We start from the raw sequence: 13,643 nt of genomic DNA on the forward strand, positions 1-13,643 counted from the left end.
ACGAGACCGCACCGCGGTCCCGTCGCCGCGCGACCAAGGCGCGGCGTTACCGCCACTCATATGACCCATCGCAGGGAGGACGTCATGGAAAAACAGGCAATGACACGCGCGATTCTCGACGCCAAGAAGGCCAGGGGGATGCGCTGGACCGAGATCGCCGATCAGATCGGCATGTCGCCGGTGTGGACCGCCTCGCTGGCCCTCGGCGAGTCGTCGGCGCCGGAGGACATCGCCCAGAAGCTGTGTGCGGTGCTGGATCTGGGCGACGACGTGGCCGACGCGCTTCAGGTCTGCCCGCTCAAGGGCCAGTGGATGGACAAGACCGTGCCCACCGACCCGATGATCTATCGCTTCTACGAAATCATGGCGGTCTACGGCCCGGCCGTGAAGGCATGTGTCCACGAGGAATTCGGCGACGGAATCATGTCGGCGATCGATTTCAAGATGGATGTGGAGCGCGAGCCCGACCCGAAGGGGGACCGCGTCAAGATCGTGATGAGCGGCAAGTTCCTGCCCTACGTGCGCTGGTAGCGCGGGATCGCGGTGGCGGCTGTGTCACGGCCGCCACCGCGCCAGCCGACGCTTTTCGAATGCTTTCGATTCAATAAACCGGGGATTACTCGATGTCCTATCTGCAACCTGCCGAATTCGTCAAGAAAATGGTGGATTCCGGCGAATCCAAGATCTATATGGGTCGTCGCGACACCATCATCCGGGGCTACATGGCAGGGGCCATCCTGGCGCTGGCGGTGGTGTTCGCGGTGACCATCACGGTCAACACCGGCAATGCGCTGCTCGGCGCGGCCCTGTTTCCGGTCGGCTTCTGCATGCTCTATCTGATGAGCTTCGATCTGCTCACGGGCGTGTTCATGCTCACGCCGCTGGCCTGGCTGGACGGCCGGCCGGGCGTGACCATTCCACGCATCCTCGAGAACTGGGGGCTGGTGTTCATCGGCAATCTGCTGGGCGCGCTCACCGTGGCCTTCATCATGGCGGTCAATTTCACCTACGGCTTCTCCAGTCCGATCAACGAGGTCGGCCAGGCCATCGCCCATATCGGCGAGGGGCGCACGATCGGCTATCGCGACCACGGCTTCGGCGGCTGGATGACGCTGTTCATCCGCGGCTGCCTGTGCAACTGGATGGTCTCCATGGGCGTGGTCGGCGCGATGGTCTCGACCTCGGCCACCGGCAAGATCGCCGCGATGTGGATGCCGATCATGGTGTTCTTCTATCTCGGCTTCGAGCATTCGGTGGTCAACATGTTCCTGTTCCCGCTGGGCATTATTCTGGGCGGCGGCTTCACGGTCTGGGACTATCTGCTCTGGAACGAGATCCCGACCGTGCTCGGCAACATCGTCGGCGGTATCTCGCTGACCGGTCTCACGCTGTACACGACCCACGTACGCACTCAGGCAAAGCGCGAGTTCGGGTGATCGCGTTCGTCGCCGACCTTGCGGCGCGGCCGCGCGCGGCGACGATCCGCATGAGCCTACGGGGCCGGCGCCCGTCGCCGCGCCCCGTTTTCGCGTGACCGACCGGGACACCGTCATGTCCGAACAGCTGCGCATAGCGGCCGGCCAGTACTCCAGCGCCGGTCGCAAGGCGATGAACCAGGATTTTCACGGCCTCTGCACGCCGGAGGGGCCGGCGCTGGCCTCCAAGGGGATCGCCATCGCCCTCGCCGACGGCATCGGCAGCAGCGAGGTCAGCCACGTCGCCAGCGAAACCGCGGTCGCCGGCTTTCTCGACGACTATTACTGCACGTCCGAGGCCTGGTCGGTCCGCCGCTCGGCCGAGCGCGTGATCACCGCGACCAACGCCTGGCTGCACGCCCAGACACGCCAGAGCCCGTATCGTGAGGATGCCGACCGCGGCTATGTCTGCACCTTCAGCGCGCTCGTGTTGAAGGCCGCGACCGCCCATGTGTTCCACGTCGGCGATGCGCGTATCTATCGATTGCGCGACGGGCGTCTGGAGCAGCTCACCGAGGACCACCGGGTGGCCATCGGCGGCGGTCAGAGCTATCTCGCCCGGGCGCTGGGTGTGGGCGAGCGCATCGACATCGATTATCGCGGGCACTCTATCGCGACCGGCGATGTCTTCGTGCTGCTCACCGACGGCGTCCACGAGCATGTCGACGACGCGCGCATCGCCGAGATCGTGGCGGCGCACGGCGAGGATCCCGACGCCGCCGCGAAGCAGCTTGCGGCCCGGGCATTCGAGGCCGGCAGCGAGGACAACCTGATCGCGCAGGTCGTGCGCGTCGAGGCGGTGCCGCACAGCGATCCCGAGGATATCGCCGAGCGGCTGACCCGGCTGCCCCATCCCCCGGAGCTCGAGGCGCGCGACAGCTTCGAGGGCTACGAGATCGTGCGCCAGCTCCATGTCTCGTCACGCAGCCGCATTCATCTCGCCCGTGAGATGGAGACCGACCGCCCGGTCGCCCTCAAGACCCCGGGCAGTGATCTGCGTGACGATCCGGTCCTGCTCGAGCGGTTTCTGCTGGAGGAATGGATCGCGCGGCGTCTCGACAGTCCCCATGTGCTCAAGCCGGCCGGCCGCCGCCACCGGCAGGCGCACGTCTACGTCGCCATGGAATACATCGAAGGCACGACGCTGACCCAGTGGATGATCGACCATCCGCGTCCGGAGATGGCGGCCGTGCGGGAACTCGTCACCCAGATCGGCAAGGGCGTGCTGGCCTTTCACCGCCAGGAGATGATTCATCAGGACCTGCGCCCGGATAACATCCTCATCGATGCCACCGGCACGGTGAAGATCATCGACTTCGGCGCGGTCGAGGTCGCGGGCATCAGCGAGAGCGCCGGGCGGCTGGGGGCCGACGAGATCCTGGGCACCGAGCAGTACGCCGCACCCGAGTACTTTCTGGGCGAGCGCGGCACGGTGCGCTCGGATCTCTTCTCGCTCGCGGCGATCACCTACCAGATGCTCACGGGCCGGCTGCCCTACGGCACGCGGGTTCCCCGCGCTCGCAGTGCGGCCGCGCAGCATCGCCTGAAATACAGCAGCGCGATCGCCTACAACGCCGATGTGCCGCTCTGGGTGGACGGCGCGCTGAAGAAGGCGCTGCATCCGAACCCGGACCGGCGCTACGCCGAAGTCGCCGAGTTCGTCTACGATCTGCACCACCCGCGCAAGGCCTTCATGGCCGATCACGCCCTGCCGCTGATCGAGCGCGACCCGAACCGCTTCTGGAAAGGGCTGTCCGCCGTGCTCGGCCTGACGGTGATCGGGCTGTTCGCCTATATCGTGCGAATCGGTGGGGGCGTCTGAGCGAAGACGCTCTCGTCACGGATGTCAGAAATCCACGAACGGCTCCCCGGTGCCGCCGGCGGCCATCGCCGGCAGATGTTCGATGGCGTCGTGGATGATCTCCAGGTGCCGGTGGCAGTCCTCGCGGCTGGCCGCGCCGCCGAGACAGATACGCACGGCCTCGGGCGCCGGCGCCCGCATCGCGAACGCATCCGAGACCACCGCCGCGATACCGTGGCCCTGCAGGCGCGTGGCCAGCTCGATGCGGTTCCACGGCGCGGGCACCGGCAGCCACAGGTGAAAGGCCTCGGGCTGGCTGTGGTAGGCGATGCCGTCGAGCACGCGCGCGGCCAGGCGCTGGCGCGCGATCGACTCGGCGCGAATCGCGCGGGTGGCCGCGCGTAGCGTACCGTCCTCGATCCAGCGGGTGGCGAGCTGGATCATCGCCGGGTTGGCCATCACCGAGAGCGTGGCCAGCGTCGACGACAGCCGTGCCGTGTAGCGCACGTTGGGGGTGACCAGATAACCGATACGCAGCCCCGCGCCCAGCACCTTCGACAGCCCGGCCACATAGAAGGTCAGCTGCGGCGCGAGGGTAGCGATCGGCGCCAGGCGCTGCCGCGGCAGGCAGCCGTAGGGGTCGTCCTCGATGATGGGTACGCCGTAGCGCAGGGCGATATCGGCGATCGCCGCCCGGCGCTCGGCCGGCAGCGTGGCCGTGGTCGGGTTGTTGAAGGTCGGGTTCACGTACAGCGCTTTCGGCGGATGCGCCGCGCACAGGGCCGCGAAGGCGTCCGGGTCCAGGCCGTCGCGATCGGCGGGCAGGCCGACCGGGCGGATGCCCAGATGGGCGGCGATGCCCTTGATACCGGGGTAGGTCACCGCCTCGCAGGCCAGCGTATCGCCGGCGCGCAGCAGGGCAGCCATCAGCCCCAGCAGGGCCGCGTGGGCGCCCGGACACACGAGGATATTGGCAGGATCGGCGCCCGGCAGGCGGCGGGCCATCCACGCCGCGCCGGCCTCGCGGTCGGCGCGCGAGCCGCCGAATTCCTGATAGCGCAGCAGATCGTAGAGATCGCCCTGCTGGCCGAGCCGGGCGAACCCTTCGCGCAGACGGGCGACGAGCGCCGGATCGCGCGGCTCGGGCGGCATGTTCATGCTCATGTCGATCGGCCCGACCGCGCTCGCCCGATGGACGGGGTCGGAGCGCACCTCGCCGCGTACATAGCTGCCGCTGCCGGGCCGGCCGTCGATCAGCCCGCGCTCGGCGGCTTCGGCATAGCTGCGCGCAGCGGTGCTGAAGTTGATGCCCAGCGCTGTGGCCAGCGCCCGCAGCGGCGGCAGCTTTTGCTGGGCCCGTAGCCGCCCGGCCTGGATATCGTCAGCGATCGCATCGGCGATCGCATGGTAGGTCGGCCGGTCGCTGTCGGCGAGTGCGGCCGCCCAGCGGCTCAGGTCGTTGCCCATGGATGCCCTCGAATCGTGCGATCGCGCGCCGTGTCCCCGTTTCGGTGCGCGTGGTGCAGGCCGATCGAGACGCGGGCGGCGGCCCGACGCTCGATCGGCAAAGCCCGCATGGTAGACGCTAGCACACTTTTCGCCGACTTTTCGCCGAATGATCGGCAAATGATCGCACCATTAAAGCGATCATTTGGCACGGGCGTTGCAACACCCTGGCGCAGTCGGTGCGCATGTCGCCGCCGGCGGCCAGCCGTTCAAGCCACGCACGGGAGAGATGCGATGCCAGAAGTGACCACGCCGAAAACGCAGAAGGGCGATTATTTCGTCGACTACGAGGACAAGGTCTTCGAGGACGTCCAGGCCGAACCGGGCGAGAAGGCGCTCGTGACCTTCCATACGGTGGCCTTCGAGGGGTCGATCGGGCTGGTGAACATGCTTCAGGCCAAGCGTCTGCTGCGCAAGGGCTTCGAGACCAGCATCCTGCTCTATGGCCCGGGCGTGACGCTGGGCGTGCAGCGCGGCTTTCCGACCATTGGTGACGAAGCCTTTCCCGGCCACCAGAACTACGAGAACCAGCTCAAGGCGTTCATGGACGAGGGCGGCAAGGTCTACGCCTGCCGCTTCGCCCTGCAGGCGCTCTACGGCCACGGCGAGCCGGCGCTGGTCGAGGGTATCCAGCCGATCAGCCCGCTGGACGTGCTCGATATCCAGCTCATCGCGCGGCGCGACAACGCCTATGTCGTCTCCACCTGGACCATGTAGACCCGTGCGTCGCCACGCCCCGGCCCCGACGATCGCGGGCCGGGGCCGCGCGCATCTCGACGCGCCACCGATGAGCCTCTTGCCATGACATTGCCTACCCACAACCGCCTGCGGGTGGCGGCGGTACAGCTGCAGCCCGTCCTCGACGACGCCCACGGCACCGTCGAGCGCGTGCTTGCAGAGATCGCGGCCGCCGCGGCCGACGGCGCGCGGCTGGTGGTTTTTCCCGAGACCGCGGTGCCGTACTACCCGTACTGGTCGTTCGTGCTGCCGCCCATGACCATGGGCGACAGGCACCGCGCGCTCTACGAGCACGCGCCCGCGGTGCCGGGCCCGGTCACCGAGGCGGTGGCGGCAGCGGCGCGCGAGCACGCGATCGTGGTGGTGCTGGGCGTGAACGAGCGCGACCACGGCACGCTCTACAACTGCCAGCTCGTGTTCGATGCCGACGGCACCATCACGCTCAAGCGCCGCAAGATCACGCCGACCTATCACGAGCGCATGGTCTGGGGGCAGGGCGACGGCGCCGGCCTGCACGCGGTGGATACCGCGGCCGGGCGGATCGGTGCGCTGGCCTGCTGGGAGCACTACAACCCGCTGGCCCGCTACGCGCTTATGGCCGATCACGAACAGATCCACTGCAGCCAGTTTCCCGGCTCGCTGGTGGGCCCGATCTTCGCCGAGCAGCAGGAGGTCACCCTGCGTCACCACGCGCTGGAATCCGGCTGCTTCGTGGTCAACGCCACGTCCTGGCTGGACGCCGACCAGATCGGGAGCGTCACCCCCGACGAGGCACTGCAGAAAGGCCTGCGCGGCGGCTGCTACACGGCGATCATCGCGCCCGACGGCTCGCACGTCGTCGAGCCGCTGCGCGATGGGCCGGGCCGGCTGGTCGCCGAAATCGACCTGTCGCTGATCACCAAGCGCAAGCGAATGATGGATTCGGTCGGCCACTACGCCCGCCCGGAACTGTTGTCGTTGCACATCGACCGGCGCGCGCATCACGCCGCGCACGGCGTGCCGCAAGACGAGGCGCGCACCCCGTACCCATCCGCTCTCGAATCCGAGGAAGTCGACCATGGCGAACCCGAGCCGCAAGCTCCGCACCGAAATGCAGTCGCTGGGTCTGCGCCTGGCTGACCCGTCCCAGGGCGCGCCGAGCCGGCGCGGCGGCGCGGGGCCTTCCGACCACAAGGCCGTGACCATCGACGGCGCGACCGTGATGGTGCCGGTGCATACCGGCCACTCGAAGCGCTCGCCCTTCGAGACCGACGGCGAGGGCCGCCTCACCCGCAACGGTGAGCCGGTCACCACGATCCAGTTCGCCCCGCAGCCGCGCTTCTATGCGCGCAGTACCGCCGACGGCGTCCCCTACTGGCAGATCGCCCAGCTGCACAGCACCGACGTGCTCGCCACCACGGTGTTCCAGACCTGCGTGCGCTACGGCCGGCGTGCGACCTCCTGTCAGTTCTGCGCCATCGGCCAGTCGCTGGCCGATGGCCGCACCATCAACCGCAAGACGCCGGCACAGCTGGCCGAAGTGGCCCGGGCCGCGGTCGAACTGGACGGCGTCAAGCACATGGTGATGACCACCGGCACGCCGAACTTCACCGATCGCGGCGCGGCGATCCTGTGCGAATCCGCGTTTGCCGTGCGCAGCGCGGTGGATCTGCCGATTCAGGCCCAGTGCGAGCCGCCGGACGACCCGGTCTGGTTTGCGCGCCTGAAGGCGGCGGGCGTGGATTCGCTCGGCATGCATCTGGAAGCGGTCACGCCCGAGGTGCGGGCGCGCATCATGCCCGGCAAGGCCGAAGTCACGCCCGATGCCTATCTCGAGGCCTTCGAACAGGCCGTGGCCGTGTTCGGGCGCGGTCAGGTGTCGACGTACATCCTGGCCGGGTTGGGCGATACGCGCGCGGCCATCCTCGCGATGAGCGAGGAGCTGATCGCGCGCGGGGTCTATCCGTTCGTGGTGCCGTTCGTGCCGATCACCGGCACGCCGCTGGAAAACCACGAAGCGCCGAGCGCGGCGTTCATGGAATCGCTGCTGGCGCCGATCGGGCGCATGCTCGTCGACGCCGGCATGAAGTCGTCGGACATCAAGGCCGGCTGCGGGCGCTGCGGTGCCTGTTCGTCGTTGTCGGCCTACGAAAGCGCGAGCGCGTGATGCTGCTAGACGGCGACGACTACAAGATCGTGCCTTTCGTGCCGGGCGGTTACAGCATCAAGCGCGCCGACCGCGCCTGGGAGGTGCGCGCCGCGCACGCGCTGCGCCGCCAGGTGTTCTGCGCCGAGCAGGGTCTGTTCGCGCACGACGACCGCGACGGCCACGATGCCGGCGCGTTGCCGATCGTCGCGCTTTCCTGGAACGCCGGCATGGCCGAACGCGTGGTCGGTACCGTGCGTATCCATGCCCACGAGAACGGCCTGTGGCGCGGTTCGCGTCTGGCGGTCGCGCGCGGCTACCGGCGCACTGCCGGCCTCGGCCGCGAGCTGATCCGCGTAGCGGTGGGCAGCGCTCATGCGCGCGGTGCGACGCGTTTTCTGGCGACGGTCCAGCAGGCCAATATCAGTTTCTTCGAGAGCCTGCACTGGCGGCTGCTGGATATGGCCACGGTCTGCGGCGCGCCCCACGGGCTGATGGAGGCCGACCTCGCCCATTATCCGCCCTGCGCGGATCACGAATGCGCCGTGGTCGCGCCGCGGCGGCGCGCGGCATGAGTGCCGCGACGCAACGGCTGGATATCGTCGCCGCACGGGCCCGCGCGGCCGGCGGCATCGCGGGCAAGACCGATATCGCCGCGGTCATGAATACGCTGCTGCCCGACCATGCGCAGGACGCCGCCCCCATCCGCATCGGCGACGACTGTGCCGCCATCCCTCAGCACGGCCCCGACGGCGACGGCTATCTGCTGTTCGCGATCGAGGGCTTCGTCAACGCCTTCGTGCAGCGCATGCCCTGGTTCGCCGGCTACTGTGGCGTCATGGTCAATATCAGCGATATCGCGGCCATGGGTGGGCGCCCGACCGCCGTGGTCGATGCGGTCTGGAGCCGCGACACCGAGCGCGCGCGCCCGATCGTCGAAGGTCTGGCGGCGGCCGCCCGTGCCTACGACGTGCCCGTGGTAGGCGGCCACAGCAATGCCCACAGCGGCCACGAACAGCTATCGGTGGCCATCGTCGGCCGTGCCAAGCGGCTGCTGACCAGTTTCGACGCCCGCCCGGGCGACGTGCTGGTCGCTGCCATCGATCTGCGTGGGCGCTACCGCGAACCGTTCTCGCACTGGGACGCCAGCAGCGCGACGCCCGGCGCGCGCCTGCGCGGCGATCTGGAGCTGCTGCCGGCCCTGGCCGAAGCCGGGCTGTGCCACGCCGCCAAGGACATCAGCATGGCCGGCGTCGTCGGCACCGCGATGATGCTCGCCGAGTGCTCGCGCGTCGGCGCGGTGATCGATATCGACGCCGTGCCGTGCCCGCCGGCGATCGCGCCCGAGCGGTGGCTGTGCGACACCTTTCCCAGCTTCGGCTTCGTGCTCGCGGTGGCGCCGGCCCATGTCGATGCCGTGGTCGCTCGTTTTCAGGCGCGCGACATCGGCTGCGCGGCGATCGGCCACTGCGACGCCAGCCAGCGCCTGTACCTGCGCGAAGGCGCGGCCGAGCGCGAACTCTGGAATTTCGAAACCCATCCCTTCATGGCCTGCACGCCCAGCCGGGCGGGCGTGGCCACCGATGCCGGAACCTGTTGCCATGCCTGAAACCTGGTTCAACGTCCGCTGGCCGGACGACAGTCGCAGCCGCTGCTATTCGCCCTCGAGCACAACCACCGAGTTCTTCGAGGCCGGCGCGGCCTATCCGGTGCCCGAATTCATGCGCCGCAGCCGCGACGCGCTCACCCACGCCGGCGAGCGCGTGCGCGCAAAGTATGGCTATGCCTGCAGCGCCTCGGCCGAACAACTCATCGCCATCGAACGCCGAGCGATGGCGTTCTCCGGCGATGCCGCCGCGCGCGTGCTCGTCGAGGGCTTCGAACGATGAGCGCGCCACAACGTCGCGGTCCCGCGATCGAGCGCCACTGGCCGGTCGTCGTCATCGGCGGCGGCCAGGCCGGGTTGTCGGCCAGCTACTGGCTGCAGCGCCATGGCATCGAGCATGTCGTCATCGAGAAGAACCGCGTCGGCCATGCCTGGCGCCACCTGCGCTGGGATACGTTCTGTCTCGTGACGCCCAACTGGCAGTGTCGGCTGCCGGGGTTCCCCTACGACGGCGACGATCCGCACGGCTTCATGCCGCGCGACGAGATCGTGGCCTATCTGGAGCGCTATCGGGATTTCGTCGATCCGCCGCTGCGCGAGGGCGTGACCGTGACCCGCGTGGGCCAGTGCGAGGACGAGGGCGAAGACGCCGAGCCGGGTTTCATCGTCGAAACGACCGACGGCACGGCCACCGCCGACCAGGTCGTGCTCGCCGTCAACGGCTACCACGTACCGCGCGTGCCGCGCCTCGCCGAGCGCCTGCCGGCGGCCGTGCAGCAGTGGCATTCCGTGGACTATCGCAATCCGCAATCACTGCCCGCGGGCGGCGTGCTGGTCGTCGGCACCGGCCAGTCCGGCTGCCAGATCGCGGAGGATCTGCATCTGGCCGGGCGCCGCGTGCACCTGTCCGTGGGCAGCGCGCCGCGGGCGCCGCGTGCCTACCGCGGACGCGATTCGGTGGACTGGCTCGAACGCATGGGCACCTACGACGTCACCGTCGACGAACACCCCGAGCCGGCCGGGAAACTGCGCCACAAGGCCAACCATTACATGACCGGGCGCGACGGCGGCCGCGAGATCGACCTGCGCCGTTTTGCGCTCGAAGGAATGCAGCTCTACGGCCGTGTCGCCACCGTCGAGGCCGACGGCACGCTCGCTTTCGAGCCCAACCTCGCCGCCAATCTCGACGCGGCGGATGCCACCTACTGCAAGATACGCGACAGTATCGATGCCTATATCGCGGCCCAGGGCATCGACGCGCCGCCCGCCGAGCCGTTCGTGCCCGTCTGGCAGCCGCCGAGCGAGCCGGCGCAGCTCGACCTCGTCGCTGCCGGTATCACCAGCGTGATCTGGGCCACCGGCTTCGCCAGCGATTTCCGCTGGGTCGAACTGCCCCTGTTCGACGGCGCCGGCGAACCCGTACACCGGCGTGGCGTAACCGGCGTCGACGGCGCCTATTTCCTCGGCCTGCCCTGGCTCAACACCTGGGGATCGGGTCGTTTCGCGGCGGTCGGCGCGGATGCCGAACATCTGGTCGAGCGAATCGCCGAACGGGCCGCCGCACCCCAGCGCGCCGTGTCTTAGCGACTAACCTTGGAAAAGTCGCCACTCGGGCGCTCTGCGCGACCGACAGCTCGCCGGCGTCAAGACCGCGATCGAGCGGCTGGAACCATGCTCGACGGCACTCCGCCGGTGCCATGGCTGCGGCCCTACGAGCGCCTGCATATCGACGGTCTACGCTCGATGCTGTTCGTGCACACCAATGCGATTTTGCCGCCGGTCATGCGTAAGCCCAGTGCAGCGGATTCGGGCTGCCATCCCGAGAAGCTCGAGGCTTCGGTCGGCGCGAGGGGCGATGGCTGTGTAAAAAAACCGCGCTCCCTCTGAGCGGCAACGCGACGATCGGCTCGGCGGGTGCAGCTTTGTGCGAGACGACAGCCGCAGCATTCGCACGTCGGAAGGGCGTAATCGCACTCGTGTCATGGAAGCGATGCCTGCGCACCATGCTATTTCCATCCCATTCGCCAGACCGTCTGATCCTTGAGCTCACGCCAGGCCAGCGTGAACTCTCGGCCGGTCAACACGGCTTGCAGTACCACTGTGACGACGTTGTCTTGCTCGTCGCGCTGCAGTCCGGTGACGATGAAGTGCTTTTCCTTATGCTCCGGCCGGACGGCGGTCCATTTGCTATGCGCCAGCTTGTTCGGGTTGATGGCATTCATGGCGTGCCTACGCTATTCAATCCACGTTGCGTCGGCCATGGCGTATCGAAGCCGAGCCGGCCGACGCCCGGCCACTTGATCGCGAGATCGGCCGGATCGATGCCCCAGACGAGACCGAACAGGTTGATTTCGATGCCTTCGTCCCAGGCGGCCAGCACGCCGAGCGCACCGTGAAGCGAGAGCTGGTAGCCGCTGGCGCTCGGTGCGGGGGCGATCAGGGTGTCGTCGAGATAGTCCTTGCCGATGGCGGTGGCGGGCAGTTCGACGTTGAGTTCGGGCACCTTGCGCACGAGCCAGGCGGTGAAGGTGTTGCTGTTCGGGCCGGGCCAGATCCGGTACTCGCTGAACGGGTATTCGGGCATGGCCTTGTTGATATGGTCGATCGCGCGTTCGGCTACGCCGCCGCGCAGATCGAGCAGCAGGCGCGGCAGCGCGCCCGCCCAGCGCCGATCCGGGGCGCCTTCCCGCGACGACAACGCGGGATGGCTCCATGCGGTCACGTGGTGCGCGGTGTAGGTGGTGGCGCCCGCCGGCTTGGTCGCGACCCAGGTGTGCACGGCGAACAGACCGCGCCAGCTGAAGGTGCGGGCGGCATAGACTTGGACCACGGCTTCGGGCGTGTGCGCGGGAGCGGGTGCCAGGCCTGCTGACGAGCGGTCGGTGTCGTACCAGGCGCCGCCCAGCGTGACGTCCTCGTCGGCCAGCATCGCGACCGGGCCGGAGAGAGCGAGCGCCGCGATCGCCAACAGGCCGAAAAACCCGCGCCGGACGGCCGTCACGGGTGCGGCGCTCGCGGGGCGGCGAACGGAACGCGGGCGGGCCGTCGGTTCTCGTTGCGCGGTCGCGGAAGCGGAGTCGGCATGGCTGCATTCTGCCGTAGAACCGCGCGCGGCGTCGGGACGGGCGGCACGATGTGGTCTCGCTGTCGTGGCCGAGGCGCGGCGCCAGACATCGCGCCTGCGCGTAGGTTCTCATGCGCCGTTGTCATCGTAGGCGAATGCCGGTTTCGCGCCGTACCCGGGCGTAGCGGTCGATCGTGCATGCCCTCAGGCTCGGCGTGGTGGCCGACCGGAAACCGTTGCCGAAACGACCGGCCTCAACGTCGGCCTTGCCGTCGCCGCGCGCGCTGCCGGCTCGAAGCACGTCGGCGAGCGCCTTATGCGCGCTCCCCGTGCGGTGTTCACGCCTTGCGCGTCGCCGCCATATCCCGAAGACTCGACCCATCCGTTTCGAAATTCCGGCAATGGCCGACGCCATGAAGAGAGCCTGTGTCTGTATCGCCGCCGTGGTGTACGCGGTGGCGGGTGTGGCGTTCGGCCCGGCGTTGGCCGATGACTCGGAGCCGATCCGTATCTATGTCGACGAGTATGCCGAAGGCCAGGTGATGAGCCACGTGGCCAAGAAGGTGATCGAGTCGGAGTACGGCATTCCGGTGGAGTTCAAGAACGTGGCGGTCGGCCCGGCGTTCCTCGGCGTCGCCAAGGACGAGCGCTCGCTGTTTCTCGTGGCGTGGCTGCCGCGCACGCATGCGGCCTACATGGAGCGCGTCGGCGACGAGGTCGACAACCTCGGCGAGCTGTTCGACGGCGCGCGCCTGGGCTGGGCGGTGCCGGCCTACGTGCCCGAAGACGAACTGGGCACGATCGCCGACATGGGCAAGGCCGACGTACGGGAAAGACTCGGCGGCACCATTCAGGGCATTTCGGCCGGTGCCGGCCTCATGCAGGTCTCGGAAGAGGTCATCGACGACTATGGCCTGGACGACTACCGCCTGATCACCGCCAGCAGCGCGGCGATGACGGCCGCACTCAAGCGCGCGATCGACGACGAGGAATGGATCGTCGTCACCGCTTGGAGCCCGCACTGGAAATAGGAACGCTTCGACCTGCGCTATCTCGAGGATCCCGACGGCGTCCTCGGCGGGCGCGAGCACGTGGACGCCATCGCCAGCAAGCCGCTGGCCGAGAGCGCGCCCGAGGTGCACGCGCTGATCCGGCGAATGCACTACAGCCTCGACCAGATCAACGCGGCGCTGGTGGATGCGGAAGAGACGTCCTACGAGGCGGCGGCCCAGACCTTCATCGACGAGCATCCGGAGGTGATCGCCGAGTGGGTGGGGCAATAGTCTTCGGCACCGGCACGGTGAGCCGGCCCAGCCGTAGGGATGCGC

At 68.5% G+C, this 13,643-nt stretch carries 15 protein-coding genes and 1 pseudogene; 12 read left to right on the forward strand and 4 right to left on the reverse strand.

Annotated elements, in window-relative coordinates:
* The first annotated feature begins 84 nt into the window (after window positions 1-84).
* The 3 genes from cynS to SAOR_RS12335 all read left to right on the forward strand — a co-directional run bounded on the left by cynS (window position 85) and on the right by SAOR_RS12335 (window position 3,297).
* Window positions 85-531, forward strand: coding sequence for a cyanase (gene cynS, locus SAOR_RS12325; protein ID WP_123591231.1), 447 nt, complete (start codon window positions 85-87; stop codon window positions 529-531).
* Between the two features lie 92 nt (window positions 532-623).
* Complete coding sequence (locus SAOR_RS12330) at window positions 624-1,436, forward strand: formate/nitrite transporter family protein (RefSeq protein WP_123631696.1); 813 nt, start codon at window positions 624-626, stop codon at window positions 1,434-1,436.
* Window positions 1,437-1,551: 115 nt separating this feature from the next.
* Window positions 1,552-3,297, forward strand: coding sequence for a bifunctional protein-serine/threonine kinase/phosphatase (locus SAOR_RS12335; protein WP_123631697.1), 1,746 nt, complete (start codon window positions 1,552-1,554; stop codon window positions 3,295-3,297).
* Between the two features lie 24 nt (window positions 3,298-3,321).
* Here SAOR_RS12335 and SAOR_RS12340 read toward each other — a convergent pair whose 3' ends face one another.
* Window positions 3,322-4,743: an aminotransferase-like domain-containing protein gene (locus tag SAOR_RS12340; RefSeq protein WP_123631698.1), complete on the reverse strand. Its 1,422-nt coding sequence runs from the start codon at window positions 4,741-4,743 to the stop codon at window positions 3,322-3,324.
* A gap of 273 nt (window positions 4,744-5,016) precedes the next feature.
* On the opposite strand from SAOR_RS12340, the gene SAOR_RS12345 reads away from it, so the two are divergent.
* The 8 genes from SAOR_RS12345 (at window position 5,017) to SAOR_RS12380 (ending at window position 11,138) form a co-directional block, all read left to right on the forward strand.
* Window positions 5,017-5,499 (forward strand): MSMEG_0572/Sll0783 family nitrogen starvation response protein, encoded by a 483-nt coding sequence (locus tag SAOR_RS12345; protein WP_123631699.1) that lies wholly within the window; start codon window positions 5,017-5,019, stop codon window positions 5,497-5,499.
* 84 nt (window positions 5,500-5,583) lie between these two features.
* Window positions 5,584-6,639 (forward strand): Nit6803 family nitrilase, encoded by a 1,056-nt coding sequence (locus SAOR_RS12350; RefSeq protein ID WP_123631700.1) that lies wholly within the window; start codon window positions 5,584-5,586, stop codon window positions 6,637-6,639.
* Window positions 6,578-7,666 carry an MSMEG_0568 family radical SAM protein gene (locus SAOR_RS12355; RefSeq protein ID WP_123631701.1) on the forward strand — a complete coding sequence of 363 codons (1,089 nt, stop codon included), beginning with the start codon at window positions 6,578-6,580 and terminating at the stop codon, window positions 7,664-7,666. Before SAOR_RS12350 ends, SAOR_RS12355 begins: the two co-directional genes overlap by 62 nt.
* Window positions 7,666-8,220 (forward strand): MSMEG_0567/Sll0786 family nitrogen starvation N-acetyltransferase, encoded by a 555-nt coding sequence (locus tag SAOR_RS12360; protein WP_123631702.1) that lies wholly within the window; start codon window positions 7,666-7,668, stop codon window positions 8,218-8,220. Before SAOR_RS12355 ends, SAOR_RS12360 begins: the two co-directional genes overlap by 1 nt.
* Complete coding sequence (locus tag SAOR_RS12365) at window positions 8,217-9,254, forward strand: sll0787 family AIR synthase-like protein (protein WP_123631703.1); 1,038 nt, start codon at window positions 8,217-8,219, stop codon at window positions 9,252-9,254. Before SAOR_RS12360 ends, SAOR_RS12365 begins: the two co-directional genes overlap by 4 nt.
* A complete protein-coding gene (locus SAOR_RS12370; protein WP_123631704.1) occupies window positions 9,247-9,534 on the forward strand; it encodes an MSMEG_0570 family nitrogen starvation response protein in 288 nt (95 codons plus the stop codon). Before SAOR_RS12365 ends, SAOR_RS12370 begins: the two co-directional genes overlap by 8 nt.
* Complete coding sequence (locus SAOR_RS12375; RefSeq protein ID WP_123631705.1) at window positions 9,531-10,835, forward strand: MSMEG_0569 family flavin-dependent oxidoreductase; 1,305 nt, start codon at window positions 9,531-9,533, stop codon at window positions 10,833-10,835. The genes SAOR_RS12370 and SAOR_RS12375 overlap by 4 nt, the downstream gene beginning before the upstream one ends.
* An 87-nt stretch (window positions 10,836-10,922) precedes the next feature.
* Window positions 10,923-11,138 carry a hypothetical protein gene (locus SAOR_RS12380; RefSeq protein WP_123631706.1) on the forward strand — a complete coding sequence of 72 codons (216 nt, stop codon included), beginning with the start codon at window positions 10,923-10,925 and terminating at the stop codon, window positions 11,136-11,138.
* 119 nt (window positions 11,139-11,257) lie between these two features.
* Here SAOR_RS12380 and SAOR_RS12385 read toward each other — a convergent pair whose 3' ends face one another.
* The 3 genes from SAOR_RS12385 to SAOR_RS12395 all read right to left on the reverse strand — a co-directional run bounded on the left by SAOR_RS12385 (window position 11,258) and on the right by SAOR_RS12395 (window position 12,730).
* Window positions 11,258-11,473, reverse strand: coding sequence for a TIGR02450 family Trp-rich protein (locus tag SAOR_RS12385; protein WP_123631707.1), 216 nt, complete (start codon window positions 11,471-11,473; stop codon window positions 11,258-11,260).
* On the reverse strand, window positions 11,470-12,252 hold the full coding sequence (locus tag SAOR_RS12390) for a DUF3750 domain-containing protein (protein ID WP_245965471.1): 783 nt from the start codon (window positions 12,250-12,252) through the stop codon (window positions 11,470-11,472). The genes SAOR_RS12385 and SAOR_RS12390 overlap by 4 nt, the downstream gene beginning before the upstream one ends.
* A 205-nt stretch (window positions 12,253-12,457) precedes the next feature.
* Window positions 12,458-12,730: a hypothetical protein gene (locus tag SAOR_RS12395; RefSeq protein ID WP_123631708.1), complete on the reverse strand. Its 273-nt coding sequence runs from the start codon at window positions 12,728-12,730 to the stop codon at window positions 12,458-12,460.
* On the opposite strand from SAOR_RS12395, the pseudogene SAOR_RS17135 reads away from it, so the two are divergent.
* Window positions 12,729-13,598: pseudogene (locus SAOR_RS17135) on the forward strand (glycine betaine ABC transporter substrate-binding protein). The gene SAOR_RS12395 and the pseudogene SAOR_RS17135 overlap by 2 nt on opposite strands.
* The last annotated feature ends 45 nt before the right edge of the window (window positions 13,599-13,643 follow it).

Source organism: Salinisphaera orenii subsp. orenii MK-B5, from assembly GCF_003788635.1.
In the GTDB taxonomy this organism is placed as follows: Bacteria; Pseudomonadota; Gammaproteobacteria; order Nevskiales; family Salinisphaeraceae; genus Salinisphaera; species Salinisphaera orenii.

Excerpts from the sequence above, each read along its gene's own strand:
- SAOR_RS12370 (WP_123631704.1), top strand. The coding sequence starts at position 9,247 with ATGCCTGAAACCTGGTTCAACGTCCGCTGGCCGGACGACAGTCGCAGC.
- SAOR_RS12385 (WP_123631707.1), bottom strand. The coding sequence starts at position 11,473 with ATGAATGCCATCAACCCGAACAAGCTGGCGCATAGCAAATGGACCGCC.
- SAOR_RS12380 (WP_123631706.1), top strand. The coding sequence starts at position 10,923 with ATGCTCGACGGCACTCCGCCGGTGCCATGGCTGCGGCCCTACGAGCGC.
- SAOR_RS12340 (WP_123631698.1), bottom strand. The coding sequence starts at position 4,743 with ATGGGCAACGACCTGAGCCGCTGGGCGGCCGCACTCGCCGACAGCGAC.
- SAOR_RS12350 (WP_123631700.1), top strand. The coding sequence starts at position 5,584 with ATGACATTGCCTACCCACAACCGCCTGCGGGTGGCGGCGGTACAGCTG.
- SAOR_RS12355 (WP_123631701.1), top strand. The coding sequence starts at position 6,578 with ATGGCGAACCCGAGCCGCAAGCTCCGCACCGAAATGCAGTCGCTGGGT.
- SAOR_RS12375 (WP_123631705.1), top strand. The coding sequence starts at position 9,531 with ATGAGCGCGCCACAACGTCGCGGTCCCGCGATCGAGCGCCACTGGCCG.
- SAOR_RS12365 (WP_123631703.1), top strand. The coding sequence starts at position 8,217 with ATGAGTGCCGCGACGCAACGGCTGGATATCGTCGCCGCACGGGCCCGC.
- SAOR_RS12335 (WP_123631697.1), top strand. The coding sequence starts at position 1,552 with ATGTCCGAACAGCTGCGCATAGCGGCCGGCCAGTACTCCAGCGCCGGT.
- SAOR_RS12395 (WP_123631708.1), bottom strand. The coding sequence starts at position 12,730 with ATGGCGTCGGCCATTGCCGGAATTTCGAAACGGATGGGTCGAGTCTTC.
- cynS (WP_123591231.1), top strand. The coding sequence starts at position 85 with ATGGAAAAACAGGCAATGACACGCGCGATTCTCGACGCCAAGAAGGCC.
- SAOR_RS12345 (WP_123631699.1), top strand. The coding sequence starts at position 5,017 with ATGCCAGAAGTGACCACGCCGAAAACGCAGAAGGGCGATTATTTCGTC.
- SAOR_RS12330 (WP_123631696.1), top strand. The coding sequence starts at position 624 with ATGTCCTATCTGCAACCTGCCGAATTCGTCAAGAAAATGGTGGATTCC.
- SAOR_RS12360 (WP_123631702.1), top strand. The coding sequence starts at position 7,666 with ATGCTGCTAGACGGCGACGACTACAAGATCGTGCCTTTCGTGCCGGGC.